This window comes from Tuberibacillus calidus DSM 17572 (genome assembly GCF_000430685.1).
Taxonomy (GTDB): domain Bacteria; phylum Bacillota; class Bacilli; order Bacillales; family Sporolactobacillaceae; genus Tuberibacillus; species Tuberibacillus calidus.
Genome location: NZ_AUMM01000003.1, coordinates 70,180 through 95,726, shown reverse-complemented (window position 1 = coordinate 95,726; position 25,547 = coordinate 70,180). Strand labels below are relative to the sequence as shown.

The 25,547-nt window shown below is 43.6% G+C and carries 32 protein-coding genes and 1 riboswitch; of the genes, 11 read left to right on the top strand and 21 right to left on the bottom strand.

What is annotated here, in order from left to right:
* Positions 1–46 precede the first annotated feature (46 nt).
* Positions 47–805, top strand: coding sequence for an exodeoxyribonuclease III (locus H532_RS0100610; RefSeq protein ID WP_027723843.1), 759 nt, complete (start codon positions 47–49; stop codon positions 803–805).
* A gap of 15 nt (positions 806–820) precedes the next feature.
* Here the strand turns inward: H532_RS0100610 and H532_RS0100605 are convergent, their stop codons facing one another.
* The 11 genes from H532_RS0100605 to H532_RS0100555 all read right to left on the bottom strand — a co-directional run bounded on the left by H532_RS0100605 (position 821) and on the right by H532_RS0100555 (position 9,669).
* Positions 821–1,282 carry a hypothetical protein gene (locus H532_RS0100605; protein WP_027723842.1) on the bottom strand — a complete coding sequence of 154 codons (462 nt, stop codon included), beginning with the start codon at positions 1,280–1,282 and terminating at the stop codon, positions 821–823.
* 106 nt (positions 1,283–1,388) lie between these two features.
* Positions 1,389–1,838, bottom strand: coding sequence for an HAD domain-containing protein (locus H532_RS0100600; RefSeq protein WP_027723841.1), 450 nt, complete (start codon positions 1,836–1,838; stop codon positions 1,389–1,391).
* Between the two features lie 67 nt (positions 1,839–1,905).
* The gene (locus H532_RS0100595; protein WP_027723840.1) at positions 1,906–3,180 is read right to left on the bottom strand and encodes a methyl-accepting chemotaxis protein; all 1,275 of its coding nucleotides are present in this window, start codon (positions 3,178–3,180) and stop codon (positions 1,906–1,908) included.
* Positions 3,181–3,491: 311 nt separating this feature from the next.
* Entirely contained in the window at positions 3,492–3,668 is a 177-nt protein-coding gene (locus H532_RS20575; RefSeq protein WP_169721022.1) for a hypothetical protein, read from the bottom strand.
* A gap of 22 nt (positions 3,669–3,690) precedes the next feature.
* Positions 3,691–5,643, bottom strand: a complete 1,953-nt coding sequence (locus tag H532_RS0100585) for an aconitate hydratase (protein WP_027723839.1) — start codon at positions 5,641–5,643, stop codon at positions 3,691–3,693.
* A gap of 192 nt (positions 5,644–5,835) precedes the next feature.
* Positions 5,836–6,333, bottom strand: coding sequence for a preQ(1) synthase (gene queF, locus H532_RS0100580; protein WP_027723838.1), 498 nt, complete (start codon positions 6,331–6,333; stop codon positions 5,836–5,838).
* Between the two features lie 32 nt (positions 6,334–6,365).
* On the bottom strand, positions 6,366–7,097 hold the full coding sequence (queE, locus tag H532_RS0100575) for a 7-carboxy-7-deazaguanine synthase QueE (RefSeq protein WP_027723837.1): 732 nt from the start codon (positions 7,095–7,097) through the stop codon (positions 6,366–6,368).
* Positions 7,097–7,534: a 6-carboxytetrahydropterin synthase QueD gene (gene queD, locus H532_RS0100570; RefSeq protein ID WP_027723836.1), complete on the bottom strand. Its 438-nt coding sequence runs from the start codon at positions 7,532–7,534 to the stop codon at positions 7,097–7,099. Before queD ends, queE begins: the two co-directional genes overlap by 1 nt.
* Entirely contained in the window at positions 7,531–8,196 is a 666-nt protein-coding gene (gene queC / locus H532_RS0100565) for a 7-cyano-7-deazaguanine synthase QueC (RefSeq protein WP_027723835.1), read from the bottom strand. The genes queD and queC overlap by 4 nt, the downstream gene beginning before the upstream one ends.
* A 79-nt stretch (positions 8,197–8,275) precedes the next feature.
* Positions 8,276–8,321: riboswitch (PreQ1 riboswitch) on the bottom strand.
* A 251-nt stretch (positions 8,322–8,572) separates the two neighbouring features.
* Positions 8,573–8,845 carry a hypothetical protein gene (locus H532_RS0100560; protein WP_027723834.1) on the bottom strand — a complete coding sequence of 91 codons (273 nt, stop codon included), beginning with the start codon at positions 8,843–8,845 and terminating at the stop codon, positions 8,573–8,575.
* Between the two features lie 173 nt (positions 8,846–9,018).
* Complete coding sequence (locus tag H532_RS0100555) at positions 9,019–9,669, bottom strand: HD domain-containing protein (protein WP_027723833.1); 651 nt, start codon at positions 9,667–9,669, stop codon at positions 9,019–9,021.
* A gap of 132 nt (positions 9,670–9,801) precedes the next feature.
* On the opposite strand from H532_RS0100555, the gene H532_RS0100550 reads away from it, so the two are divergent.
* Positions 9,802–10,380: a nucleotidyltransferase family protein gene (locus tag H532_RS0100550; RefSeq protein WP_027723832.1), complete on the top strand. Its 579-nt coding sequence runs from the start codon at positions 9,802–9,804 to the stop codon at positions 10,378–10,380.
* Positions 10,381–10,482: 102 nt separating this feature from the next.
* On the opposite strand, the gene H532_RS0100545 is transcribed toward H532_RS0100550, so the two are convergent.
* Together H532_RS0100545 and rsgA are read right to left on the bottom strand one after the other, a co-directional pair.
* Positions 10,483–11,433, bottom strand: a complete 951-nt coding sequence (locus H532_RS0100545) for an MBL fold metallo-hydrolase (RefSeq protein ID WP_027723831.1) — start codon at positions 11,431–11,433, stop codon at positions 10,483–10,485.
* Positions 11,434–11,456: 23 nt separating this feature from the next.
* Entirely contained in the window at positions 11,457–12,536 is a 1,080-nt protein-coding gene (gene rsgA, locus H532_RS0100540) for a ribosome small subunit-dependent GTPase A (RefSeq protein ID WP_027723830.1), read from the bottom strand.
* A gap of 311 nt (positions 12,537–12,847) precedes the next feature.
* Between rsgA and H532_RS0100535 the strand changes: the two genes are divergently transcribed.
* Positions 12,848–13,855, top strand: coding sequence for a DUF3231 family protein (locus H532_RS0100535; RefSeq protein ID WP_027723829.1), 1,008 nt, complete (start codon positions 12,848–12,850; stop codon positions 13,853–13,855).
* Between the two features lie 197 nt (positions 13,856–14,052).
* Here the strand turns inward: H532_RS0100535 and pnpS are convergent, their stop codons facing one another.
* From pnpS to H532_RS0100505, 6 genes are all read right to left on the bottom strand, one after another.
* The gene (gene pnpS, locus H532_RS17475) at positions 14,053–15,423 is read right to left on the bottom strand and encodes a two-component system histidine kinase PnpS (protein ID WP_051263041.1); all 1,371 of its coding nucleotides are present in this window, start codon (positions 15,421–15,423) and stop codon (positions 14,053–14,055) included.
* A complete protein-coding gene (locus H532_RS0100525) occupies positions 15,420–16,130 on the bottom strand; it encodes a response regulator transcription factor (RefSeq protein WP_027723828.1) in 711 nt (236 codons plus the stop codon). The genes pnpS and H532_RS0100525 overlap by 4 nt, the downstream gene beginning before the upstream one ends.
* Positions 16,131–16,192: 62 nt before the next feature.
* Positions 16,193–16,996 carry a phosphate ABC transporter ATP-binding protein PstB gene (pstB, locus tag H532_RS0100520; RefSeq protein ID WP_027723827.1) on the bottom strand — a complete coding sequence of 268 codons (804 nt, stop codon included), beginning with the start codon at positions 16,994–16,996 and terminating at the stop codon, positions 16,193–16,195.
* A gap of 15 nt (positions 16,997–17,011) precedes the next feature.
* Complete coding sequence (gene pstA / locus H532_RS0100515; RefSeq protein WP_027723826.1) at positions 17,012–17,899, bottom strand: phosphate ABC transporter permease PstA; 888 nt, start codon at positions 17,897–17,899, stop codon at positions 17,012–17,014.
* A gap of 26 nt (positions 17,900–17,925) precedes the next feature.
* The gene (pstC, locus tag H532_RS0100510; RefSeq protein ID WP_051263040.1) at positions 17,926–18,855 is read right to left on the bottom strand and encodes a phosphate ABC transporter permease subunit PstC; all 930 of its coding nucleotides are present in this window, start codon (positions 18,853–18,855) and stop codon (positions 17,926–17,928) included.
* A gap of 205 nt (positions 18,856–19,060) precedes the next feature.
* Positions 19,061–19,957 (bottom strand): phosphate ABC transporter substrate-binding protein, encoded by an 897-nt coding sequence (locus H532_RS0100505; protein WP_027723824.1) that lies wholly within the window; start codon positions 19,955–19,957, stop codon positions 19,061–19,063.
* Between the two features lie 206 nt (positions 19,958–20,163).
* Between H532_RS0100505 and putP the strand changes: the two genes are divergently transcribed.
* Complete coding sequence (putP, locus tag H532_RS0100500; protein WP_038111224.1) at positions 20,164–21,642, top strand: sodium/proline symporter PutP; 1,479 nt, start codon at positions 20,164–20,166, stop codon at positions 21,640–21,642.
* Positions 21,643–21,747: 105 nt separating this feature from the next.
* Here the strand turns inward: putP and H532_RS20145 are convergent, their stop codons facing one another.
* On the bottom strand, positions 21,748–21,900 hold the full coding sequence (locus H532_RS20145; RefSeq protein WP_155994920.1) for a hypothetical protein: 153 nt from the start codon (positions 21,898–21,900) through the stop codon (positions 21,748–21,750).
* A gap of 69 nt (positions 21,901–21,969) precedes the next feature.
* Positions 21,970–22,584: an NAD(P)H:quinone oxidoreductase gene (gene wrbA / locus H532_RS0100490; RefSeq protein ID WP_027723822.1), complete on the bottom strand. Its 615-nt coding sequence runs from the start codon at positions 22,582–22,584 to the stop codon at positions 21,970–21,972.
* A gap of 140 nt (positions 22,585–22,724) precedes the next feature.
* On the opposite strand from wrbA, the gene H532_RS0100485 reads away from it, so the two are divergent.
* The 7 genes from H532_RS0100485 to H532_RS0100455 all read left to right on the top strand — a co-directional run bounded on the left by H532_RS0100485 (position 22,725) and on the right by H532_RS0100455 (position 25,546).
* Positions 22,725–22,982: a hypothetical protein gene (locus H532_RS0100485; RefSeq protein WP_027723821.1), complete on the top strand. Its 258-nt coding sequence runs from the start codon at positions 22,725–22,727 to the stop codon at positions 22,980–22,982.
* A gap of 13 nt (positions 22,983–22,995) precedes the next feature.
* Positions 22,996–23,427, top strand: a complete 432-nt coding sequence (locus tag H532_RS0100480) for an Hsp20/alpha crystallin family protein (protein WP_027723820.1) — start codon at positions 22,996–22,998, stop codon at positions 23,425–23,427.
* Between the two features lie 370 nt (positions 23,428–23,797).
* Positions 23,798–24,019, top strand: a complete 222-nt coding sequence (locus H532_RS0100475; RefSeq protein ID WP_027723819.1) for a spore germination protein — start codon at positions 23,798–23,800, stop codon at positions 24,017–24,019.
* Between the two features lie 50 nt (positions 24,020–24,069).
* On the top strand, positions 24,070–24,735 hold the full coding sequence (gene gerPC / locus H532_RS0100470) for a spore germination protein GerPC (RefSeq protein ID WP_245566380.1): 666 nt from the start codon (positions 24,070–24,072) through the stop codon (positions 24,733–24,735).
* Positions 24,732–24,917, top strand: coding sequence for a hypothetical protein (locus tag H532_RS0100465; RefSeq protein ID WP_027723817.1), 186 nt, complete (start codon positions 24,732–24,734; stop codon positions 24,915–24,917). Before gerPC ends, H532_RS0100465 begins: the two co-directional genes overlap by 4 nt.
* A gap of 1 nt (position 24,918) precedes the next feature.
* Positions 24,919–25,305: a spore germination protein GerPE gene (locus H532_RS17470; RefSeq protein WP_051263039.1), complete on the top strand. Its 387-nt coding sequence runs from the start codon at positions 24,919–24,921 to the stop codon at positions 25,303–25,305.
* A gap of 19 nt (positions 25,306–25,324) precedes the next feature.
* Positions 25,325–25,546 carry a spore germination protein gene (locus H532_RS0100455; RefSeq protein WP_027723816.1) on the top strand — a complete coding sequence of 74 codons (222 nt, stop codon included), beginning with the start codon at positions 25,325–25,327 and terminating at the stop codon, positions 25,544–25,546.
* The last annotated feature ends 1 nt before the right edge of the window (position 25,547 follow it).

Sequence of the window (25,547 nt, the reverse complement as noted above, 5' to 3'; positions counted from 1 at the left end):
TATATATAATAGTAGAGAAAGAAATGGGCAGTTAGGAGAATGGGTTTTGAAAATTGTCTCATGGAATGTCAACGGCATCCGCGCGTGTGTGAATAAAGGTTTTTTAGATTATTTTCATTCGGTGGATGCGGATATTTTTTGCATTCAGGAATCGAAGTGCCAGGAAGGTCAAATCGAGCTGGATCTCGAAGGCTATTATCAATACTGGAATTATGCTGAAAGAAAAGGTTATTCTGGGACTGCAATTTTTACAAAAAAAGAGCCGCTATCCGTCCATTACGGAATCGGCGAACATATCAAAGATAATGAAGGACGGGTCATTACATTGGAGTATGAGCATTTTTATATGGTCACGGTTTATACGCCCAATGCCCGCCGCGATTTGTCGATGCTTTCACGTCGCTTAATTTGGGAAGACCAATTTCGCGAGTACATAAAGCGTTTAGACAGCCACAAACCAGTGATTTTATGTGGGGACTTAAACGTTGCCCATCAAGAAATTGATCTAAGAAATGCTAAGTCCAATGTCGGTAATTCGGGATTTACGGATGAAGAACGGGAAAAAATGACGGCCCTGTTACAGGCCGGGTTTATAGATGCATTCAGATATTTATATTCTGACCGAAAGGATGTCTACACCTGGTGGTCCTATATGAATAAGGTTCGCGAGCGGAATATCGGCTGGCGGATTGATTACTTTATCCTATCGGAAAGATTAGCTGACAAAATCATAGATTCTCAAGTTCATAGCGAGGTACTTGGCAGCGACCACTGCCCGATCGCGTTAATTATTGAAGAACCTTAATTTCATTTACGAACCTCACTCATTCGGGGGTTGCTCCTTAGACTTTGATTGGCTTCCCCCGAAAATACTTAACACAAGGGTTAAACTTCCAATGAAGCCAAAAGCGTTCATCGCATACAATTTTAATAACCATTGATAGATGGACGGAGTGAAGACTGTTGCCAGGATGTGATTGACGGATGAGAAGGTGGCATCGACGGGAAAAGACAACGCGAGCACAAGACAAGGAAGCGCCACACAGAATAACAGAGATGGCTGATATTTGATTGACCAACTTCGCACGAATAATAAGGAAAAATAGAGACCGAAGACGATTTGAATCAATACGTTGATCCAAATCAATGGAGTAACTTGGTAGGTATCTTGTGAAATCTTTTGTGTGTGTTCTTGAAGCTCAAAACAAAGGATTGAAAGAATGACCAAACCGACCACCCAAAGCAGCTTCCATTGATATGGCCGCAATGTTATTTTTCTCATCTGGGTCCCCCCTACGCCCCCGGCGTATATCGGTATATTCTTTTGTTTTCATCATAAATATGCTCCGCCTTTCGCTTTTATCCTCGTCGCGTCACTCATTCTCTATTTATGTAAAATTTTCAGGAAACTGCCCCCCAAGGATCAGAATGGCCTCCTTTTTGATCCAATCAGAAATGCCTTCAAAGCCGTTTGTACGCAAGAAATGTCGCCCAAATCCGTTGATCGGCAAATCATCGATGATCACAAAATGTTGTATATCATGTTTTTCGATGTAATGTTTTATTTCTTCGCCGCGGCTGCCTAATGATGAAGTGATACCTTTGAAAGCTTCTTCCAAACCATAAGGCTTAAAAAATCGCGTTTTCAATTGTTCAGGCGCATACATTTTACGATAAGTGGAAGTGACAACGATTTTCGCTTTTGTAGCCTGAATGATTTCTTTCAGATTCTCAACGCTTTTGGGATAAAATTCAAATCCCTCATGGTGCTTAGATGGAAACGGATGTTTACCGCACATCATGACCCCATTAAAGTCAAGAAAAACAATTTTATCCATTGAATACCTCCTCCTCTCCATCATAAACAAAAAACCGGCTTGAGAAAAGCCGATTTTTCGCGAATTGTTAGGATACTTTCAGTTGGCTTGCATGAGCTTGCAAGGTTCTGGCATCGTTGAGAATTTCCGTCAATAAGCTCGCCATTTCCGTCACATGGTGGGATTGAATGTCTGTTGAAGCCGCTGTTTCTTGAACGGCAGCAGAAATCGCATGAGCAATCTGTGTGTTTTGCTCACTGACCTTCACAATTTCATCCATAATCCGTTGTTGATCGGCACTAAACTGATCGATATCGTTAATACTTGACATAACTTTATAAATAGAATCTGCCATTTCACTAAGAAGCTTTTCTGTTTCCTTCACTCTTTGAATTTCTTCTTGACCCATTTTTAATTGCTCTTGGTTATGTAAGACAGAGTCATCGACTTTTTCCTGTATCGTTCTTATCATACCATGGATTTCTTTAACGGCCGCGGCGCTTTGGTTTGCAAGCTCTTGGATTTCATGGGCGACGACTGTAAAACCTTTCCCGGCCTCTCCAGCTCTTGCGGCTTCAATCGACGCATTTAATGAAAGCATATTGGTTTTCTCGGCAATTTCGGCAACAACGTCGATGATCCGGCTGATTCCGTCGGCTTGTTCTTTCAAATCCATAACGACTTGCAATGATGATTCGTTCGTTTTGCCGATACGATGAACGCCATCGATTAATTCTTTCATCGAAAGGACGCTTTCAGATAAACTTTTAATGGTTGCCTCAGCTAATTGTTTTGAATGCTTGGCATGTGCGCGGATCGCTTCTGCATGTTCAAGACCTTTTTTCACTTCGTTCAATGCTTCTTGGGATGATTTAGCATCGGACTCCGCGCCAGTAGCTATTTCATTCACATTCTCACTAATTTGCTTAATTTGTTGTGAGACATCATCAGCTGCCGCGTTCAATTGTTCTATACGCGCGGACGTTTTTCCAGCGTATTGTTGAATGTCTTTAACAACCATCCCGAGCTGGTCAATCATCTTGTTAAAGCCAATTGCTAAGGTTTCCAATTCATCTCGTGAATGAGTCAAGGGCACTTCAATATCGAAATGTCCTTCCGCCGCCTTTTGAACAGCTGATTGTAAAAACTGTAGCCTTTTCATTAAATAGCTAGCAAAAAGCCAACCAAGGATCCCTGACCAAATAATCCCAAGTAATAGGGTTATTAGGATAAAGAGCCATTGTGGTAAAACATTTTGAAACCAATGAGAAACATAAAAAATAAACACAGCACTTGTCCCGTACGTGACAATGGCAACACCTACCATGCCGAAAACAAGCTTCTTCACTAATCCCAGCTTCATTTTCCTCGTCCCCTCCTACCTAATTCATCGGAAAAAAGGAGCTAACTTTACAGTTGGAATAAAAAGTAACAATTTTCTTTTTTTGCTGTGTTAAAAATACTGACAAATTCTTTGTAGAGAAGGGTTTAGTAGAGAGAAACTGAAATATTCCTTTAAGATACGCTAGTGAAACGCAAGCCTTTTAACCTTTTTCGATTACAGGCTGCTTGAGGATGGAGTCTTCTGGTTTTGTAGTGATAAAATTTTTTGACACTAAGTGTGACAAATGAAGGCGAATCGCAGTCCGACTCGCCTTCCCACTCACCGATTCCCTATTCCAATACGCGGTTGTTATCGTCCACGGAAAACGGGACCGCGGGTTCAGGGTTTTCATTCGGCATCATGATCCCGTCACCGCCGCAAACCGTGCATGTATATTGCCAAAATTCATCATCGGCTAAGAGCCCTGTGCCGTCACAGGCTTTACAAATGTGATCACGATCCGGCATCTTTTATCCCTCTTTTCTGTTTTTAACTTTTCTTTTGTCGCGCTTTAACCCAGTTAATTAAGCCGCCTTTAAGCATGATATCCACTTGTCGTTCGGATAACGCATGATTCATTTTTAATTGTTTGCCGCTTTCCTTGTGGTGTATGGTCACTTCACGGCCGTTTTGAATTTGCGCTTTTAAATTTGTGATTTTGATTGTATCGCCTTGATTAAGAAGATCATAATCGGATTCGTTCGCAAAAGTCAGCGGCAGGACACCAAAGTTGACAAGATTTTGCCAGTGGATGCGAGCGAAGTCTTTGACAAGGACCACGCGAAGACCGAGATAGCGCGGGGCAAGGGCCGCATGCTCACGGCTTGAACCTTGACCATAGTTGAAACCACCAACAATAGCATGCCCACCTTGCTCTTTGGTTTTCATGGCCCGTTCATAGTAAGTGTCATCAATGATCTCAAATGCAAATTGGCTGATTTTCGGCAAATTGCTCCGGTATGGTAAAACCCTTGCGCCACCTGCGAGAATTTCATCGGTCGAGATGTTATCTCCCATCTTTAATAAAATGGGTACTTCCAGTTCGTCTGGGAGCTCATCCATTTCAGGAATGGACGCGATGTTCGGGCCTTTTTCCAATTGCACTTTGCGCGCTTCTTCGAGCGGTAGCGGAGGATCAAGCAATTCAACATCCACGGTTGGCTCCTTCGGCTCATTGATTCTCGGATAGTCCATGTCAAGCGTTCGTGGATCCGTAATTTTACCCGTTAACGCTGAGGCTGCTGCGGTTTCCGGACTGCATAAAAAGACGCTATCCTCACGGGTCCCGGACCGTCCTGGGAAGTTCCGCGGTGTCGTACGCAAGCTGTTTCGTCCGGTTGCCGGTGCCTGCCCCATTCCAATACAACCATTGCAACCAGCTTGATGAAGCCGTGCCCCAGCCGATAATAAACTCGCGATGTGGCCGTTTTTTACCAAGTCCGTTAACATCTGCCGCGAGGACGGGTTAATATCAAATGATACCCCCGATGCGACTTTTTTTCCTTTGACGATCTCAGCGGCTACCGCAAAATCTCTATATCCCGGATTGGCCGATGAACCAATATATGCTTGGTAAATCGGTTCACCCGCAACTTCTTCCACCGGTACGACATTTCCGGGGCTTGACGGTTTGGCAATGAGCGGAACTAAAGAGGACAAGTCGATTTCGTCATGAAGATCATATTCGGCCCCTTCGTCAGCGACGAGCTCGATCCAGTCATCCTCCCGGCCTTGGCTTTTTAAAAAGCGTTTAATTTCTCCGTCGGATGGGAACACCGTCCCCGTCGCACCAAGTTCAGCACCCATATTGGCAATGACGTGTCGATCCATCGCGCTAAGATGCTTCAAGCCAGGGCCGTAGTATTCAATGATTTTTCCGACCCCGCCTTTGACGTCATATCTTCTGAGCAGTTCCAAAATCACATCTTTGGCGCTCACCCAATCGGGGAGTTTTCCCGTTAATTTGATGCCCCAGATTTTTGGCATTTTAACATAGAACGGTTCTCCAGCGATCGCCATGGCGACATCAATCCCACCGGCCCCCATAGCAAGCATCCCCATACAGCCGATCGCACACGTATGAGAGTCTGAACCGAGCAACGTTTTTCCCGGCTTTGCCAGCCTCTGCATATGAACCGGATGACTGACGCCGTTGCCGGGTCGGCTGAAATACAAGCCGAATCTCCGTGTCGCACTGAGTAAAAATAGATGATCATCGGGGTTCTTGCTATCTTCTTGTATGATGTTGTGGTCAACATATTGGCAAGACGCTTCGGTTTTGGCACGGTCAAGTCCCATCGCTTCGAGTTCCAGCATGACCATTGTGCCTGTAGCATCTTGCGTTAAGGTTTGATCAATTTTAAGTCCGATCTCTTCACCCGGAATCATTCTCCCCGATACGAGGTGGCTTTGGATGAGCTTTTGGGCTACATTATAAGGCATTCCCTTACCTCCTGCCTCTTGCAAATATAAATAAACGCCTATCAAAAAGTTTGGCAGTCGGCTTTCATTTCTATTCATTCCTTACCTTTTTGGACATATTTTACTATTAATTCAGCTCATCCGGGGTGTAAGAGAAGAACACAAAGAAAACATTCAGTTGGCATAACGCAAATTATGAATGGAAAATGCCGATCAACGGTTATCAACTTTTTCAGGATACAAATCGTGATTCATTAAGCGATATTCTGCCATTTTCTCATACTTTGTTCCAGGACGGCCCCAGTTGCAATACGGATCGATCGAAATGCCGCCGCGCGGCGTGAATTTCCCCCATACTTCAATATAGCGCGGCTCCATCACTTTAATTAAATCGTTCATAATAATATTGACGCAGTCTTCATGGAAATCGCCATGATTGCGGAAGCTGAATAAATACAATTTCAAAGATTTGCTTTCGACGCATTTTTTATCGGGAATATAGCTAATGTAAATCGTCGCGAAGTCCGGTTGTCCGGTTTTTGGACATAGAGATGTGAACTCCGGACAATTGAACTTCACGAAATAATCACGATCAGGGTGTTTATTTTCGAATACTTCTAACACCTCTGGGCTGTATTCGAATAAATATTTCGTGCCTTGGCTGCCTAATAGCGTAAGATCCTTTAATTCTTCCTCTTTTCTTTCTGCCATCGTTTTTCCCCTTTCCTCATCGTTTTTTGAATTTACACGCCACGTTTGTTTCCCCACAGGAGGGTGTGCAACTGAGGCAAGACGCGCACGTCATTCAGTTCGTTCGACTGCGCCACTTTTTCCACGAGCCACTCCAGCCTTGCCAAAAGCTGTGTGCGTAGCGCAGCATCGTCCGCTTCTGCTGTATCGGCATTGCCGACTTGCAAATAAAACGGGATGCCCGGATAGCGCCGGTGCACCCTTTTCGCATAGTCGAAATCGTTGTCATCGAACACGACGACCTTTAAGCTCATATAAGACGCCCGTCCCGCATCCGCCAACTTTTTCACGATGTGATCGAGCATGGCAAAATCAGTGTCCATGCCTGAACTTGGCGGTTTTGGCGAAATGGTTACCTCATCGATATGGTACAGCCAGTCCTGCCAACGGCTTCCTTGCGTTTCGACGGCAAGACGAATCCCTTTCTTTTTTAAAAGCAAAACGAGTTCTTCTAGCGCTGAAATAAGAACAGGATTTCCTCCCGAGATGGTCACATGGCTGAAGCGGTTACCGCCAAGTTCATACAGCCGTTCCCAAATTTGCTCCGCCGTCATTAGCCGAATTTCCTCTTTTGCCGACCCGTCCCATGTAAAAGCGGAATCACACCAGCGGCAGCGATAATCGCAGCCGGCGGTGCGGACGAACATCGTTTTTTGCCCGATCACCATCCCTTCGCCTTGGATCGTCGGTCCAAAAATTTCAAGCACGGGAATCGTTTTCGCCATTATCGTACCCCCGCTTTTGGCCGATACACAACATAGCTTGTCGGCGTTTCCCTCACGAACACTTGCAAACACGTTGGTTTATTCGGCAGTGTATCAAGATACGCTTGCACCGTTTCATATATTTTGCGGGCGATGACCTCGCTTGTCGGAAAATCGTTGCTGTTTTTATCATTGAACCAATCTCGGTGTTCATTCATTAGCGAATGATCCAGTTTCCCATGAATAAGCTTTTTCAACTCTTGAAAATTTACTAAAAACCCCGCATCATCGAGTTCGTCGCCTGCCACCGTAATGTTCACGGTGTATATATGGCCATGCATGTTTGCGCATTTTCCCGCTTTCTCATGAGGAATAAAATGAGCGCAAGCAATATGCATATCTTTATTCAATTCGTATCGGTAATTGTGAAATACTTGCGGATAAAGTTGATGTATCATAATTGAGTTATCCCTTCCTTTTCTTTCATATACTCTTCAAGCCCTCGTCTTCGCAACACGCAAGCTGGACATTCCCCGCAGCCGCGAGCGATGATCCCGTTATAACAAGTTAACGTTTTTGTTCGCACAAATTCAAACGCGCCAAGCTCATCGGCGAGCTTCCACGTCTCAGCTTTTGTCAGCCACATTAATGGCGTATGGATAACAAATTGGTTATCCATCGCTAAATTCAATGTTACGTTTAATGATTTAATAAATATATCGCGGCAATCTGGATAGCCGCTGAAATCCGTTTCACATACGCCTGTGACAAGATGGCGCGCACCTTTTTGCTTTGCGAGCACCGCGGCAAACGACAAAAACAATAAATTTCGCCCATCGACAAACGTCGTCGGCAATTGCCCCTCCTTTTGTTCAACGGCGATCTCGCTTCTTGTCAAGGCGTTTGGCGCTAATTGATTCAATAGCGACATATCGAGCACCGTGTGAGGAACATGAAGCTCCTTGGCAATCGCGGACGCCACTTCAATCTCCAAGCGATGGCGCTGGCCGTAATCAAACGTCACCGCTTCTACTTCCGCAAATTGCTTTAGCGCCCAAAATAAACATGTCGTGCTATCCTGGCCGCCGCTAAAGACGACTACCGCTTTTTCCATTTTCATTTTTCTTTGCACTCCCTTCCGTTTTTTTTCAGAAGAAGAGGCATTCTAAAACAAAAAGACTATACCCCCAAGGATATAGCCATCCCTAGTTTTTTATAGAGGGTTGTTCTAGAAACCTCTCCCGTACGTTCGTACGGATTTTTTCTTCTGTTTTTCCTCTTAACTATACCACATTTAGTTTTTGGTTGCATTATTTTTTTATTTTATTGGCCGCCGTAACATAAATGTATAAAGCAGGAATATAGAAAACGACGATATACAGGCCGATCGTAGAGATCCATTTTTCGATGTTTTACAGCGCGATTTCTTACCAAGCCGGTACGCATATAAAAAAAAGTCTTTCTTCAAATTCAAGAAAGACTTCGCGGATGATGAATTATTTCCAAAGCGTGTAAACTTTATTTGTATTTTTAAGTCGATGTTGAACGAGTTTCAAATTCGTTTCATAGGAAAAAATGGCAACCAGCGCTCCAGTTATAAAATATAGAAACACACTGCCTAAAATAAAGCCAAATCCTGTTAAAAGAGCCATGCTGTTAAAGTTCCAACCGATTAAAATAACGCTTACAAAAACAATAACAATACCGATGATCAGAAAAGCATGAGAAAACTTGAATAACATGTTCGTCATTTTGGCGTTTTCGTTCATGTTCAGCACCCCTTTTCTAAATTATCACATAACCGTCACAATTTTGTCAAACATATTTTATAATTTATTCGAAAATTATTGACTACAAATATAGACATTTTTTTCATTTTATGATATAAAAATTTTTTTAATTAAAAACCGGCGAAGTCGCTTCGCCGGCTTGGTTACATCAACTATTTCATTTCCCATTCATCGTAAAAATGCTCGAGGAATTCACACATAAAGCGATGCCGCTTTTCAGCTAAATCTCTTGCCGTTTTCGTATTCATCATGTCTTTAAGTTTCAGCAATTTTTCATAAAAATGATTGATAGCTGTGTTTTTGCCTTTCCTATAGTTCTCCTTTTCAATGTGTTCCCGAGGTTTTATTTCTGGGTCATGGATGAGCTGCCCCGCCTTTCCTGAATAGGCAAAAGCGCGAGCAATACCAATGGCACCTATGGCATCCAACCGATCGGCATCTTGAACGATTTTGCCTTCTAAAGTTCTAACAGGTGGCATACCGCCGCCTTTAAACGACATCGTTTGGATGATTTCCAATACTACATTTATCGTTTTGTCATCAACCATGTGGTGTTTAAGCAAATACTCTACTTTTTGAAGGCCGGCCTCTTCAGATTCATTCAACTTTTCATCGGCGATATCATGCAGGAGGCCAGTTAGCCGGCAGACAAAAACATCCGCGGATTCGATTGCCGCAATTCTTCCCGCCAGTTCAGAAACCCGATGCGCATGCCAATAATCATGGCCGCTGCTGTCGTGCCCCAGCTCATCCTTTACAAACGCGCGGGCCGCTTCCAATAAGTCTTCTTTATTCACAATCATAACTCCTTCTCCATTTTTCTTTATCCTACACCGCACCGCCCCAATATGACCAATTATAAATAGTTTTATCGCCATCATTAATGATATAATAGAACAAACGTTCTACACAAATATGAAGGGGGTCGCCCATTTATGACCATACATTCCGAAAAAGATATCATCCGTTTAATCGAAGCCGATACATGGATGATGGATATTTTAAAAGCGGCAAAATCTTTGAATTTACCCGATTGGTGGATATGCGCGGGTTTTGTGCGAGCTAAAATCTGGGATACGTTGCATGGCTTTAAACAAAGAACAGAATTGTCTGATATCGACGTCATCTATTTTGATCCGGAACACCCCGATGAACATCAAGAAAAGCGGTATGAAGAGAAATTGAGAAGTTTGCTCCCCCATCTCCCGTGGTCTGTAAAAAATGAAGCGCGCATGCATGCCGTTAATCATATTGCTCCTTATACATCATCTGTAGATGCTATTTCTAAATTTCCAGAAACGGCAACGGCATTGGGCGTTAAGTTGGACGTCAATGACCGCGTCATCCTTACCGCACCTCTAGGGATACAAGACGTCATTCAAATGGAAGTGAAACCATCGCCTCAATTTATAAAAGATAAATCACTAGCGTCTATTTACGAACAGCGATTGATGAAGAAAAATTGGAAGAAAACATGGCCAAAAATAAAAGTGAGCCACGTATCGCTCACTTAAATTCATTCTTTTGTGTTCATTCAATTTTGTGTTGTAGAGTACCACGAATGATTCCAAATGAAACGACACCAAAACCCTCCATCGGGATTTTGGTGTCAAAAATTACTTATTGATCTTTTGTTTTGCTAAATAATCGATGAGCCCCATAGCGCTGACCTGCATATCTAATTGGACGATTTTATAAAAATCGTGATTTTCCGGAATTGTTCTTGTTTTAGAAATTTCCTTTATCACCATATCGGCCAATGCCTGACTTAATTTAAAAGGATCTGTTGCGGATGTTTTTTGCGCCATTTCCACAAATCTAGGAATCCAGTGAGCGACTTCAGCGAGCGCTTCGGCAGGATGATCCGACACGCCAAAGTGGCCGTAATAGATCCTCTCAACGCCCAGGTTCCTTACTTTTTCAATGGAAGAAAGCATCGCCTCCGGATCAAATTGGTTCGGCGATGTTGACGGTAAATACACATCTCCTCCAAAGTTTTCTAATCCATCATAACGCACACCAACGGTATCTCCCGTAAATATCCCTTTGGAAGCAGGGTCATAAATACTGAAATGGTGTTTGGCATGCCCCGGCGTGTCATAGAAATGCAAGATTCTGTTGTCGGCAATTTTTAGCGTTCCACCATCTTCCATCACGATCAAACGGTCTTCCGGGATCGGCACAATCGGAGCGAACAATTCATCAAAAGCTTGACCATAGACCGCTTTCGCCCCAGCGATCAGCTTTTCCGGATTCAGCAAATGCCTGTATCCACGGGGGTGAACGATGACTTTGGCGTTCGGACATTCTTGTACCAAAAGGCCGGCCCCTCCCGCGTGATCGAGATGGATATGGGTCACGATGATGTATTGGACATCTTCAAGTTTTTTTCCTAAAGCTTTTAATCCTTCTTTTATGTATGGAACCGAGCGGCTCGGTCCCGTTTCTATCATCGTCAATACTTCTTCATCGATAATATAGCTCCCCGTTCGGGACGGCATTCCCAAATCAAAACCATCAATCAGAAATATGTTATGGCCTAAATCAATAGGTGCTCTCCCTTTCACATGATCACCCGCTTTAAACATTTTTATCTCTTACTTCTTTGTCTAGCTAGCTTGTTGGACGCTTTCCATTTTTTCTTTTCCTCGGATTGCGCTTTCTTACTGCTTTTGCGTTCGAAATAGGCCAACTCTTTTTGCAGTTTTACATAGCTTTGGAATCTTTCAGGCGAAAGGTTGCCGTTTTCGATCGCTTCTTTGACCGCGCACCCTGGCTCGCCGCTATGGCTGCAATCGCGGAATTTACAGTTCAAGGCTAACGTTTCCACATCCTCAAAGCCTTGTGCCAAGCTGTCTGCCACATCCCATAAGGAAAGTTCACGCATGCCGGGCGTATCAATTACGATCCCGCCTGTTTTTAATACGATCAACTCTCTATGGGTGGTTGTATGGCGCCCTCTGTCATCGTCTTCGCGGATGGCGCCGGTTTCTAAGATGTTTTCACCATATATACAGTTTATAAGCGTCGACTTGCCGACACCGGAAGATCCAAGCAATGCCGCTGTCTCACCAGGTTTAATCAGCTGTCTCAGTTCGTCAATGCCTTGACCGGTTGCGGCGCTAACGGCATAAGTAGGTACACCAAAAGCGACGTGTTCAACCGCTTTCATTTTTTCATCGATGTCTTCACACAAATCCGCTTTCGTAAGAACAATGATAGGATTGGCACCGCTGTCCCATGCGGTGATGAGATATCTTTCCAAACGTCTTAAATTAAAATCCCGGTTAAGAGACATAACAAGGAAGACAATATCGATATTGGCGCAGACGATTTGCTCCCCATGGTCAGTGCCCGCTTCTTTTCGGGAAAACTTGCTGAACCGCGGCAAAATGTCATGGATTGTCGCTTGCCGTTCGTTGAGCCGCGCCGACATCACTACCCAATCCCCGACCGCCGGCCGTACTCCCGCTTCGGACTTGGCCAGCAACTTTCCTGACATTTTCCCGAGTAACTCGCCATGTTCACTGAGTATGCGGTAAATGCCTTTATGCTCAATTGATATACGGCCGGCACAAAGCTCATTGGCGTTTGATGTAAATGCCTTCTTAAACTGCTCAAAAGATTCTTCAAAACAAGGTTTCCAACCTAATTCAAATAACGTTGTCAATTTTCTATTCCTCCAGACGATGGTTTGAAATAAAAAAGGAGCCATAAAGACCCCTTTTAAACAAAAATAAGGCCTCTACATGACAGCCCTACTCCACTCGTCCAAAGGATCATGAAGTTAATTTAGACTCGAAAAGAATAGGGCTGTACTATGACAATCAGTGACTTAAAAGCATTAAATTTTTCCATAGTACATCCCTCACTTTCTAAATTTTGTATAGATATCATACACCATTCATTGAGTCTTGTAAACATTTTAAACACATAAAAAACAGTAAAAGTGGCGACACTATTTGAAAAGGGGTGGTAAAAATGCGTCATAAAAATCACAAATCCAATCTTTTAGATTTAACCGTCAATGAAGTTTCTAATCTTTGGTCATCTTTTCAAATGAACAGTATGACTCAAAGACTAACCGAATATTTTATTGCAACTACAGAAGACTCCAGAATAAAGTCAGTCATAGAAAAGATTTTGGATCAATCTAAAAAAAATGTAAATGGACTTAAGGAGATTTTTGTTCAGGAGCACCTTAAAGTACCGCTTGGTTTTACTGATGAAGATGTGAATGTTGATTGCGACAAAGTTTTTTCTGATACCTTTCATTTGTATTTTTGTTATGATATTACCCACTTGTTTATGAGTACTTACCCAATGGCTTTATCCGACTGTACCAAAAACCATATTCGTGAGCACTTTCAAAAAAACATCGACTTTGCGATGAAAATCCAAAATGAAATAGTCCACCTTTTGCAAGAGCTGGGTGTATATTTGATGCCACCCCGTGTCAACATCGACAGCGATGTGGAGTTGGCTGATAATTTACTCTATCTGAATGGTTTTTTTGGTGGTTCAAGACCATTAAATGCCCCAGAAATCGCTAATTTATCAAGGATTATACTTAGAGCACAGTTTTCCGTTATGGTTTTTGTCGCTTTCAGCAAATTAGCCAAGAATAAGGAACTGAAACAACATTTCGGCAAAGGGAGGGATGAGATCGAAAAAGTGCTGAAATCCCTTAAAGAGGTACTTGACCATGAAAATATCCCCATCTCCGCTTCTAGCGACTATCAATTTTTAGATACAGCGCAATCTCCATTTTCCGATAAATTAATGTTATTTTTTGTGAATACTTGTCTAGGCATTTTCTGTTTTGCCATGATCACTCAAGCCATGACTTCAAGTGTCAGAACGGATATCGTGAATCGATTGGACAAAATATCCAATGGGATGAAAAAGTTTTATGAATTTGGCCTCCTTTTGGCGATCAGGGAAAATTGGTTCGAACAACCTCCTCAGACCTTCAATAGAAAAGTGTAATGGCAAGAAATTGATAACGGTCTAACCATTATTAAAAAATCCGAATCATTCAGATCACATCTTTGAATGATTTCGGATTTTTCTACGAGATAAGACATTGGTCCAACCCACTTAGTCATTTTTCATGAATAACAGACGATTTTAGGTAATCTAGATTAAAGCACATATGAAAGTACCTGCACCATGGAATAACCGAGTCAATTACCTTCGTTAATTCTTTTTAGAAATGATATTTCAAAGGTGGTGCCTTGGCCTTTCTTGCTTTTTACCTGGATCGTCGCGTGCAGGGCTTCAGCCAAGTGTTTGACGATCGCAAGTCCGAGGCCGGTACCGCCCGATTCCCTAGAGCGTGCCTTATCGATGCGATAAAAGCGCTCAAAAATGCGCGGGATTTCTTCTTCGGCGATGCCAATGCCGTTGTCTGCCACGGTGAATAAAACGCGATCCTCTTTTTCACAAAGCGACACAAAAACACGACTTCCTTGCGGTGAATAGTCCAACGCATTACTCATCACATTCATCATGATCTGCTTAACGCGATAGGGATCCGCTTCGACGACCGTGTCCCCAGAGAGACTTATATTGATATGAATATCTTTCTTTTGTGCCTTTTCACTGAGAACTAACTTGGTTTCCTCCAATATTTTTCGCAAATCAACCGATTTCCAATCGAGCCTAAAGCCCACTTGTTCGATTTTCGACAACTCCAGTAAATCGTTAATGAGATTTTGTAAGCGATCACTTTCAGTGGCAATAATTTGTAAAAATTTTTCTTGAAGTTCATCTTGCCCGCCGACTTCAAGCAGCGTCTCGGCAAAGCCTTTAATGGACGTGACGGGCGTTTTTAGCTCATGGGAGACATTGGCAACAAAATCTTGCCGCATTTTTTCCAGTTTTTTCAGTTCCGTGATATCGTGAAAGACAGCCACAACACCTCTTATTTTACCCGATCCATGTAAAATAGGGGCGGAATAAACATCGAAATGACGCCTCTCAATGGAAAAATTCAGGACAATTTGGCGGCGGACCGTCTGTTGGGTCTGAAACGTTTCCGCAACGATCTGTTTGATTTCTTCATAGGGCATTAAGTCATTAAAATCCTGAGCAAACAGATGGCAAATGTGAAACGTTTGGATAAATAGATCATTGGTATGGATAATTTTCCCGTTTTTATCAATAAAAACAAGAGGGCTTCCGAGATTTTCTACAAGTGTATTAAGTTGATCCTTTTGATGTTCCAGTGTGTGTTTCGATTTCTCTAATTTGTCCGCTAATTCATTAATATAAGGAACCAAAAGGCCGAAACGGTCTTCGGTCGGTTTCGTTCGAAAAGTATAATCCCCGTCAGCCAGTCTTTTAATGGCAAAAACGACTTTGCCCCACGGTCTTGTAAATCCAAGCACAAATCGATAAGCGATGACCGAAAATAGGACGAGAAGCACACTGGTCACGACGACAGCGGTTGTGACATTCTCAACCCAAGCTAAAAACCAATAAAAAAATAGGCAAGCCCCCTCCGCCAAAGCCATGGCAAGGATGACGTTGATGTGCCATTCGAATTTTTTCATGGTTTGTCCGGCTCCTCCAGTTTATAGCCGAAGCCGCGAATGGTTTTTATATATTGCGGCTTACGGGTATTGGATTCAATTTTCTCCCGTAAATGACTGACATGGACATCAACAATTCGCGTATCCCCAACGAAATCATAATCCCACACTTCATCGAGCAATTTTTCGCGGGGAAGCACACGCCCCTTATGGCGGGCCAAATACACCAACAGTTCAAATTCTTTCGGGGTGAGAACCAATTTTTCTCCTTTAAAAAAAGCTTCATAGCGGTTTGGGAAAATTTCCAAATCCCCGATGGCAATTTTGTCATTGACATCTTGTTCTTTATTGTTCTGACTTATATTGGTGCGGCGGAGAATGGCTTTCACTCTCGCCACCACTTCCCTTGGACTAAATGGTTTTGTCATATAATCGTCTGCACCGAGCTCGAGTCCGAGAATTTTATCAAATTCTTCGTCTCGTGCCGTAAGCATAAGAATCGGCACCATCATGCGCCGCATGCGCAGAGCTCGGCAGACTTCCATGCCGTCCAATTCCGGTAGCATCAAGTCAAGGACAATGAGATCGGGATGCTCCATTTCCGCTTTTTCTAAGGCCATCTTCCCATCGGTAGCGGTGATGACGTCATAACCCGATTTTTTAAGATTAAACTCCAAAAGCGTAACGATTGACGGTTCATCATCAACAACCAATATTTTGTCAGCCATCCTCATGCCCCATTTCCGTTCGTTTTCTTAAACGTACCATATTTATAAAAGCCGTGCCAAGTTTATCCGAATTGCCCCGATAGATATTGTTTCGTCCGCTCGACTTTAGGTGCTTCAAACAATGCGGCTGTCGCTCCGTATTCCTCCAATCTCCCTTGGAAGAAAAATGCCGTGTAATCAGCGATCCGTGCGGCTTGCTGCATGTTGTGCGTGACAATAATGATGGTCATCTCCTTCATCAATTCTAGTAAAAGCTCTTCAATTTTCGCGGTTGAAATGGGATCCAGGGCAGATGTCGGTTCATCAAGTAGAAGTACTTTCGGTTTCAACGCCAAGGCGCGCGCAAGGCAAAGGCGCTGCTGCTGTCCACCGGAAAGAGACAATGCCGATTTCGTTAAACGGTCACGGGTTTCATCCCATAAATCCGCCTGTTTCAAGCTGATTTCAACAGCTTCATCGAGAACAGCTTTCTTTTTCACCCCGGCGCATTTTAATCCATGAACGACATTTTCATAAATGGATTTAGGAAACGGGTTCGGTTTTTGAAAGAGCATCCCGATTTCTTTTCGCAATGCTACGACATCCAAACGGGGATCAAGAATGTTCCATTCTTGGTATATTACCTCACCCGTTGCCCGGGCTTCCGGAATCAAATCATTCATTCTATTAAACGTTCTAAGAAAGGTCGATTTTCCGCAACCGGAAGGACCAATTAAAGCAGTGATGGCACGCTCCGGAAATTGCACGCTGACATCTTTCACCGCAAGTGTATCCCCGTAGTAAATATTTAAATCTTTAACCTGAAATACCGGATTAATTTTCTTTATCGGTGTGACTGAAGCTTTTGGTTTTTCCAATGTCAACATATCATCAGCCCTTCCTTAATTTCCTTTAATGCCGCGTTCAATCATCCGTCCGATGATGCGCGCAGAAAGATTAAAAAGCAGAATAACTAGAACAAGAACCGCCGAGGCACCTGCCGCCACTTGGGCTGCATCCGGAATAATACCAACTGTATTCACCGCCCAAATATGAACCGATAACGTTTCTGCTGTCCGCATCGGATTGAATGGGGAATCCATAGCGAACAGATGCCATTGTCTGAAATGAAGATTCGGGGTCGTCAAACCCGCGGTAAAAATTAATGCTGCCGATTCACCGAAGACTCTTCCGGCTGATAAAATCATCCCAGTTAACAGCGCCGGAAAAGCAGCCGGCAATAAAACGGTTTTTACGGTTTGCCAACGTGTCGCCCCAAGTGCCGCACTTCCATGCCTTTGATGATTAGGAATGGCGCGTAGGGCAGCCTCACTTACCTGGATCATGACCGGCATATTGAAGATAGTGAGTGTCAACGCACCAGATAATATGGAAAATCCCCATCCAAACACATTGACGAAAAGCAACATACCGAACATGCCGACGATAATGGAAGGAAGCGATGCCAACAATTCCACACATGATCGCAAGAACGACGTCCACTTATTGTCTTTTGCATACTCAGCAAAGTAAATACCTCCCAAAAGTCCAATCGGCACAGTAAAAACCATCGTGAGCACAAGCAAATAAAAGGAATTCCACAGTTGATTTTTGATCCCGCCCCCGGCTTGGAAACTGCTTGAGTTCGATGTTAAAAATGACAGACTGATGTGGGATGCACCGCGCAACAAAATGATACCGAGTAAAAAGATGAGAATGCCCGCCATGATCATGGCTGAACCTATCATGAGACCCGTCATCAGCCGATCAACGTGTTTGGCCTTTAACATGGTAAAACCTCCAAATTGTTATCCGATTATGCGTTTCTTTTTCGACCGATCCATCGAATGACTAAAATAAACACATAGGACATTGCGAGTAAAATTAACCCTAACGCCCATAAAGAATGATTGGCGGTGCTCCCTTCCACCGTTTCACCGAGGCTCGAAGTGATGGTCGTCGTTAATGTCGCAGCGGGATATACCAGCGATTTCGGAAACACGGCGGTATTGCCGATGACCATTTGAACGGCAAGTGCCTCACCGAAAGCACGGGCCATGCCCAGAAGAATGGCAGAAAGTATGGCCGGTGAAGCCGCTGGAATCACGACACGGGAAATCATCTGCCAGCGCGTGGCTCCAAGCGCATAAGAGCCTTCCCGCAGCGATTGATCTACACCGAGCAGACCATCCACAGTAATACTAATAATCGTTGGGGCAATCATGACACCGACGACGATTAGACTCGCGAGCAGTCCGAAGCCGATGCCACCGATATGTTCACGGATAAACGGAACAATGACAGTTAAACCGATAAATCCATAAACGACGGATGGAATGCCAACGAGCATTTCAATGACGGGTTGCATCCATTTCCGCCCGCGTTTATTCGCGATTTCCCCCATGAACAGAGCTGTTCCAATGGACAGCGGTGTCGCAAACAGTGCGGCAAGTACTGTAACGGCAAAAGAGCCGGCAATAAGCGGTAGGGCTCCGTATTTTCCATCATGAAGATCCCAAACGCTGCCGAATATCATCGTAAAAAGGCTCACACCATCATGCGTAAATAATTGGACGCCTTTAGTGATCAAAAAAATTGTAAGAGATAAAGATGCCAAGATGATAAAAATAGCAACAGCATAAATGAAAATGTGAGCACCTAAATCCCTTCTATAACGTTTCATTCCCTCAAGCAGCCAATGATTGGTTTGTGATAAGTCCTTTGAATGGGGCGATTGGATGGTCATCCCAAAACTCCTTTCATATATTAAAGGCAGATCTTGTGAAATCTTGTAGATATGGTGAGCATAACGAATGTGATTTAATGGCATATGAAGGTAGTGTAAAAGTTTTGTAAACAAAATCCCTTCAAGCAATGGGTGAGAATAAAGTAAAAAAACAGGCTTTCCTGCTGATGTTTATTGCGGAAAGCCTGTGACAAAGATCCTGTCTTTATTTTTTTGTCAAATTCCCTTCTGCATCACGTTCGACCTTCATACCGGACATGGGAATGTAGCCTTGTTCAGCGACTAACGTATACTGCACGTCATCCGATAGAATATAATCAAGGAATTGCTTGGTGAGCCCTTTCGGTTGGCCTTTGGTATACATATGTTCATAAGCCCAAATCGGGAATTTTCCGTTTTGCACATTTTCGTTGGTCGCTTCGACGCCATCAATGCTTGCTTTTACGACTGAATCATCATTAAAGTATGAGAAGGCAAGATAACCAATGGCCCCAGGTGTTTGGGCGATGATTTTTTTTACGGTTTCGGAAGCATCTTGGGTAATGCCTTTTGCCGGTTTATGACCATCTAGGCCGTATTTCACGAAAGTTGCGAGAGTACCCGACCCGTCAGGACGATTCACCAATGTAATTTTCTGATCATGACCGCCGAGTTGTTTCCAGTTCGTCACTTGGCCGGTGAATACTTTAATAAGGTCTGCTTTAGATAGATTTGTGACCCCGGCGTCTTTGTTAATGGCAGCCGTCATACCGACAACGGCGACTTTATGGTCAACTAGCTCTTCAGCGGGGATGCCATCTTTTTCTTCCGCAAAGACATCAGAGTTACCTATATCAAAATTTCCTTTGGCGACTTCGGAAAGCCCAGTGCCGCTTCCTCCACCCTGGACTTCAATGTTTGTTCCGGCATTTTGGTTCATAAAGACTTCAGCGGCTGCGGAAACTAGCGGCTGCAATGCGGTGGAGCCACCGGCCACAATGGAGCTCGCTTGCTGATCTGCTGCGCCAGTTGTATGGCTTTGACTTTGACTCCCACAAGCGGCTAAACCTATCAAACAGAAAATAGAAACCAATATTCCACTAATGACTTTTAATCCCTTCATTTTTTGACCCCATTTCGTGATTTTTTATTACAATTTCATCATAAAAGGTTTTCATTAAGGGCATTTGAATATCAATTTAATACTTTGTAAAACGATTATTTATGAAACCCCTTTCAAATGTTATAATATTATTGAAATCCCAAATACAAAAAAAGAAGGATGTGAGTGGAGTGGATTGGGGAGTCGTTACGTCTCTAGTCATTTACATGGTGGCGATGCTTGCCATCGGCTATTGGTCATATAGCCGGACGAAAAACCTATCCGATTATATGCTTGGCGGAAGATCCTTGGGTCCTGCAGTCACCGCTTTATCTGCAGGTGCTTCCGACATGAGTGGTTGGATGCTCATGGGTCTTCCTGGGGCTTTGTACGCATCCGGCATATCGAGCGCATGGATTGCCATCGGACTGACACTCGGGGCTTATGTAAACTATTTAATCCTTGCCCCCCGTCTACGCGTATACACAGAGGTGGCGAACGATTCGATCACCATCCCGGATTTTCTCGAAAACCGGTTTTTCGATCAATCGAATATCCTCCGATTGATTTCTGGACTTGTCATTCTTGTCTTTTTTACCCTTTATGTCTCATCGGGGATGGTATCTGGCGGAACTCTATTCGAAAGTGCATTCGGATTAGATTATCACGTCGGAATGATTCTGACAACCGTCGTCGTTGTCGCCTATACCTTATTCGGCGGATTCCTTGCTGTTAGTATGACCGACTTCGTTCAAGGTTGTATCATGTTTTTGGCATTGATTTTAGTGCCCATCGTCACCTTAACTGATGTCGGTGGCACGCATAACATGTTAGAAGATATCCGCCACATTGACCCTTCCTTACTGGATTTATTCCACGGGACATCGGTCATCGGCATTATTTCGCTGTTTGCCTGGGGGCTGGGGTATTTCGGGCAACCGCACATCATTGTCCGTTTTATGGCGATAAAAACACCCGCACAGTTAAAATCGGCGAGACGCATCAACATTGGTTGGATGATTTTTTCACTCGTTGGCGCGATGTTAAGCGGGTTGATCGGTATCTCTTATTTTTCACATCATGGTGGCCCGCTGAAAAATCCGGAAACGGTATTCATTCAATTAGCGGATATTCTCTTTAACCCGTTAATCACTGGATTTTTATTGGCTGCGGTATTGGCTGCGATCATGAGTACGATTTCTTCACAGCTGCTCGTTTCATCCAGCGCAGTGACCGAGGACTTTTATAAAACGTTTTTCCGTCGGAGCGCGACAGATAAGGAACTCGTCTTCATGGGACGAGCCAGTGTCCTGGTTATCGCCCTCATCGCCATGTGGTTATCCTATACACCGAATGACACCATTTTAAATTTGGTTGGCCACGCTTGGGCCGGCTTCGGGTCATCATTCGGTCCGGTGCTCGTATTAAGTTTGTATTGGAGGCGGATGACGCGCTGGGGTGCGCTCTCCGGGATGATTGTCGGTGGTTTGACGGTCATTTTCTGGTTAAATATTCATAATTTGGCTAAACTTTTCCCAGCCATCTCAAGTTGGGTTTGGGCAGAGAAAAATATTTATGAAATGATTCCCGGCTTTATCCTGTCCTTAATTGCAGTTTTAGTCGTCAGCCTGATTACGCGTAAACCCGATCAACCGACCGTCGAGCAATTTGATAAGATGAAACAACGGCTAACGGAAAATGCCTAGTTTTAAATATTCCAGAACTTTTTGCCAATCGATAGCGGTTACTCCTTTCGCCCATCATTGGCTATAAAAAGCGAAGGGTCAGACTCTATAAAGGGTCTGACCCTTTTAATCATTGAAGTGGATAAATGGATCGCGATAAATAAATGGGTCAGCTTCTGTTTCTGATATATCCTCTATATCGTCGGAATCTTCTACTTCTGCATCACTTTCAACTTCCCAAAAATCCATTTTCATTGGAAAAACGGGTGTTTTTTCCAAGGCACGCCCTCCCCTTAAAATAGCGAATGTTAAACGGCAAATGGGCGGATTCCTTTTATAAAGAGCCTGTCAGAGTCCGCGGCCTTTTTTAATCCAAGTGGCAACTTCCACGGTTCTTTTAGCTTGTACTTTAACCGCCTCCGTGACGTCCTGAAGCCAGTTCCCTTCATTATCAACGGACACGCTCGTCCCATACGGATTCCCGCCTGCAGCAAATAAGGCTTGATCCGTATAACCAGGGGCTGCGATAATAGCGCCCCAATGATACATGGATGTATACAGAGACAAGAGCGTCGCTTCTTGCCCGCCGTGCGCATTTTGCGCCGATGTCATCGCACTGACCACTTTATTCGCCAATTTTCCTTGGGCCCAAAGACCGCCACATGTATCAAAAAATTGTTTGGCTTGGGACGCAATGTTTCCGAAACGCGTCGGCACGCTAAATATAAAGGCATCTGCCCAATCCAAATCGTCGTGTTTCACTTCCGGAACATCTTGCGTTTCCTCATGATGCTTGGCCCATGCGGGATTTGAAGCGATTGCTTCTTTTGGTGCGAGCTCAGGAATTTTTAATAGTCGAACTTCCGCGCCAGCTTCCTTGGCCGCCTCTACTGCTACAGTTGCCAATCGGTGATTGGCGCCGGTCGCACTGTAATAAATCACCGCAACGTTGACTTGTGCCATTTTTGTCCCCCTCTCTCAAAAAGATACAATTTTAGAATGTCCCAATCATGCCATATTTAGTACGGAAACTGACATATTCTTTCAAAAAACGGGGAAACTATCATTGTTTAAAAAGACGCCTTCATAAGGAGGTGACCTTCGTGACCAGCCCGTATTGCTGTCCGAATTGTAAAACAAACAAAACCCGGTTTAATCTCATCGCTCAAGTGCCCCAGGCCGTAAAAATGGACCCAAATACCGGTGAGATTGTCAAAGAATATGAGGATGGAATGCTCGATCCTTTCCATCTGCCTTATCGTGGGCCGGAAAGGAAAGTTCAATGTGCGGTGTGCGGATTAATTGATGAGGAACAAGCCTTTATTAAACGTGCAGAATATATGAATAAAAATAAGTTATAAGGGGTGAAGGTTAATGGCTCTTGTTCCATATGATCCGTTTCGCGGTTTAGAGCGCATGAGGAATTACTTCGATCAAATTTTTCCGGATACGCTTTACCCATTCCACATGCAGATGCCCGTTGTCCCCATCGATTTACACGAAACCGAAACAGAATTGATCGCATCATGTGATCTTCCAGGTCTCGAAAATAAGGACGACGTCGATATTGATATCGAAAATAATACGTTGACGATTAAAGGCACCATTCGTCGAACACATGATGTGAACGAAAAAACCTTCCGCCAGCGCGAGCGTTTCGAAGGGAGTTTTCATCGTTCCATTACACTCCCCTATTTGGTAGATGAAAATGCCACCAAAGCGACATATCGAAATGGCGTCTTGGAAATTCGGATGCCGAAACGCCAACAAGCGAGAAAAGGTCGCGTTCAAGTGGATTTTCACTAAACCTCTAACCTTTAGAAAACTTGGCTCTACCATACCTTTTGGGCTTAGGCAGAGCCTCGTTGCCCTTATGCTGGCAAGATAAAGATAACATTTCTTACCAGTAAATAAGCCTCTTTGCAGTGGCAGAGCAATAGCTACCTTTCAGCAGCCAGTTTAACGATAGATTTTCTAACCTGTACGAAAAAGATTGACGGACAAAACTTTCCGTCAATCTTTTTTTATTCATTAATCGATAGTTGACGAATGAACAAAGCCGTATTGAAAAGTTTTTAGACACCTCGTCTCTATGACAGGAGGAAAATTCGCTTTTGAACAAATGCCCATTACAAACATATGATAACCAGTAACGAACGACAAAGGGTGTAGGAACATGCCGGCCATCGTTGGAGCTGTGAAAGTTGTGAGTGTCTCTGGAAGCGGCGTATTTAATATCGGTGATGTCTATCAAATCAACCCCATTTCGACGACCAAGACATTCTCCGGTGCCGGGTCATTTAATACCGGGACCCATATTCACACATCCACTCATCTCAATCAAACACAAGTCATGGACCCCGGTGCTTTTGAACAAAACCAAATTTTAAATATATAGTTTATGGGCAAACACCTAAAGTGATTTGGGCATAAGATGTCACTGAGGTGATGGATATGGTTTTTCCGCCTGATTATGACTATTTTCAGGAGTTCGTTAGACAAACTCAAGATTGGTTAAATGCTTGCCAAAACCGAATGGTCGAATTGGAAAGAAAGGTTTCAGCACTGCAAACTGAACTCGAACAAGTTCGCCATCGGGAGCCAATTTCGATTCATTATAAATTTGATCAATTGAAAATTGAACGTTTGGAAGGAACATTAAATATCGGTTTGACACCGAACGGTTCGGAGGGTAATGTTGATGCATTTGAGGTCGGAAGCGACAACGTCTCCATTAACTTACCCAACGATCCAACAAACGATCAAGTCATGCAAACCCCTGATGAAACGCCTTATCCCATTGACGCTGCTTCGGATGTCGTTCAAGAAGTCCAAGCTTCTCTGAATCGTTATTTTGAAGAACAGGCTATTCAAGATATTAAAGCGATCGAGCAAAAATATCATTATCCACTGGATGACCATTATCGGCAATTTATTTTTAATGATATCAAAAGGCAATTACCCGCCCGCATCAGTTACTACTTAAAACTTATGTTCAATCAATATTCCGACAGATCCGCTTTAATTGAGGAAATAAACCAGCGCCTTCAGACGGATATTGTGAGAGCCATTGACTTATTTATCCAGCATATACCTAAGGGGGATGTTTCATGAACTTTACAGTTATCAATAAAAATTTAAACGTGAATAGTATAAATATTATCGGGGTTGCGACGGCTTCAGTCGTTCTCATCGGCGATGCTGAGCAAATCGGGATGGCCTCTTTATTCGATACACCGCCAGAATCGCTAATCATTGGGCCATCCTTTACCCCGCCAGCCTCGGTGGGAAGGTAAAATGGGCTCATCACGAACCGCCATTGTCCATGATGTGGAAATCATGACCGTTAATATCGGTTCCGTATTCGAAGTGGGGGATACAGAAAAAGTCGTACCGCGAGCGGCAGTACTCGCATTACAAAGGGAGTACCCCTTTTTCTATGGCAATGAAGGCGATTCCCTTGCTTTTAATGTCTTTAAACTGCCGCTTCTTAAAACAAACCTTTACGAAAATGTCAATACCGAAACCATCAATATGGATCCATGCCTGACGGTCAACCACCTACGAATCGTCGGGGTTTCAAACAGCGCTCACGTCCAAATCGGGTCAGCCAAAACCGTCAACTCGGAAGCGAGAGTCTTAAATATACGGCACTTTTTCCGGAATCCTTATGAAACGCAATAATGTATAAGGGGGGGTTCACATGCCGTCAATTGCGGGTGCCATCAAAGTGAATCAAGTTCAGAACGCCGGCGTGTTTACCGTTGGGGACACATTAAATATCTCCCCAAAGAACGTTTCCAAAAACTATGCGGGATCAGGAAGCATCAATACGGGCGATTTAATGCAAGTGAATTCAGGGTTGAGTTCAACCAATACCTACGATGGAGATTTGATGGACGCCGATCAATTCCTTAACAATTAAA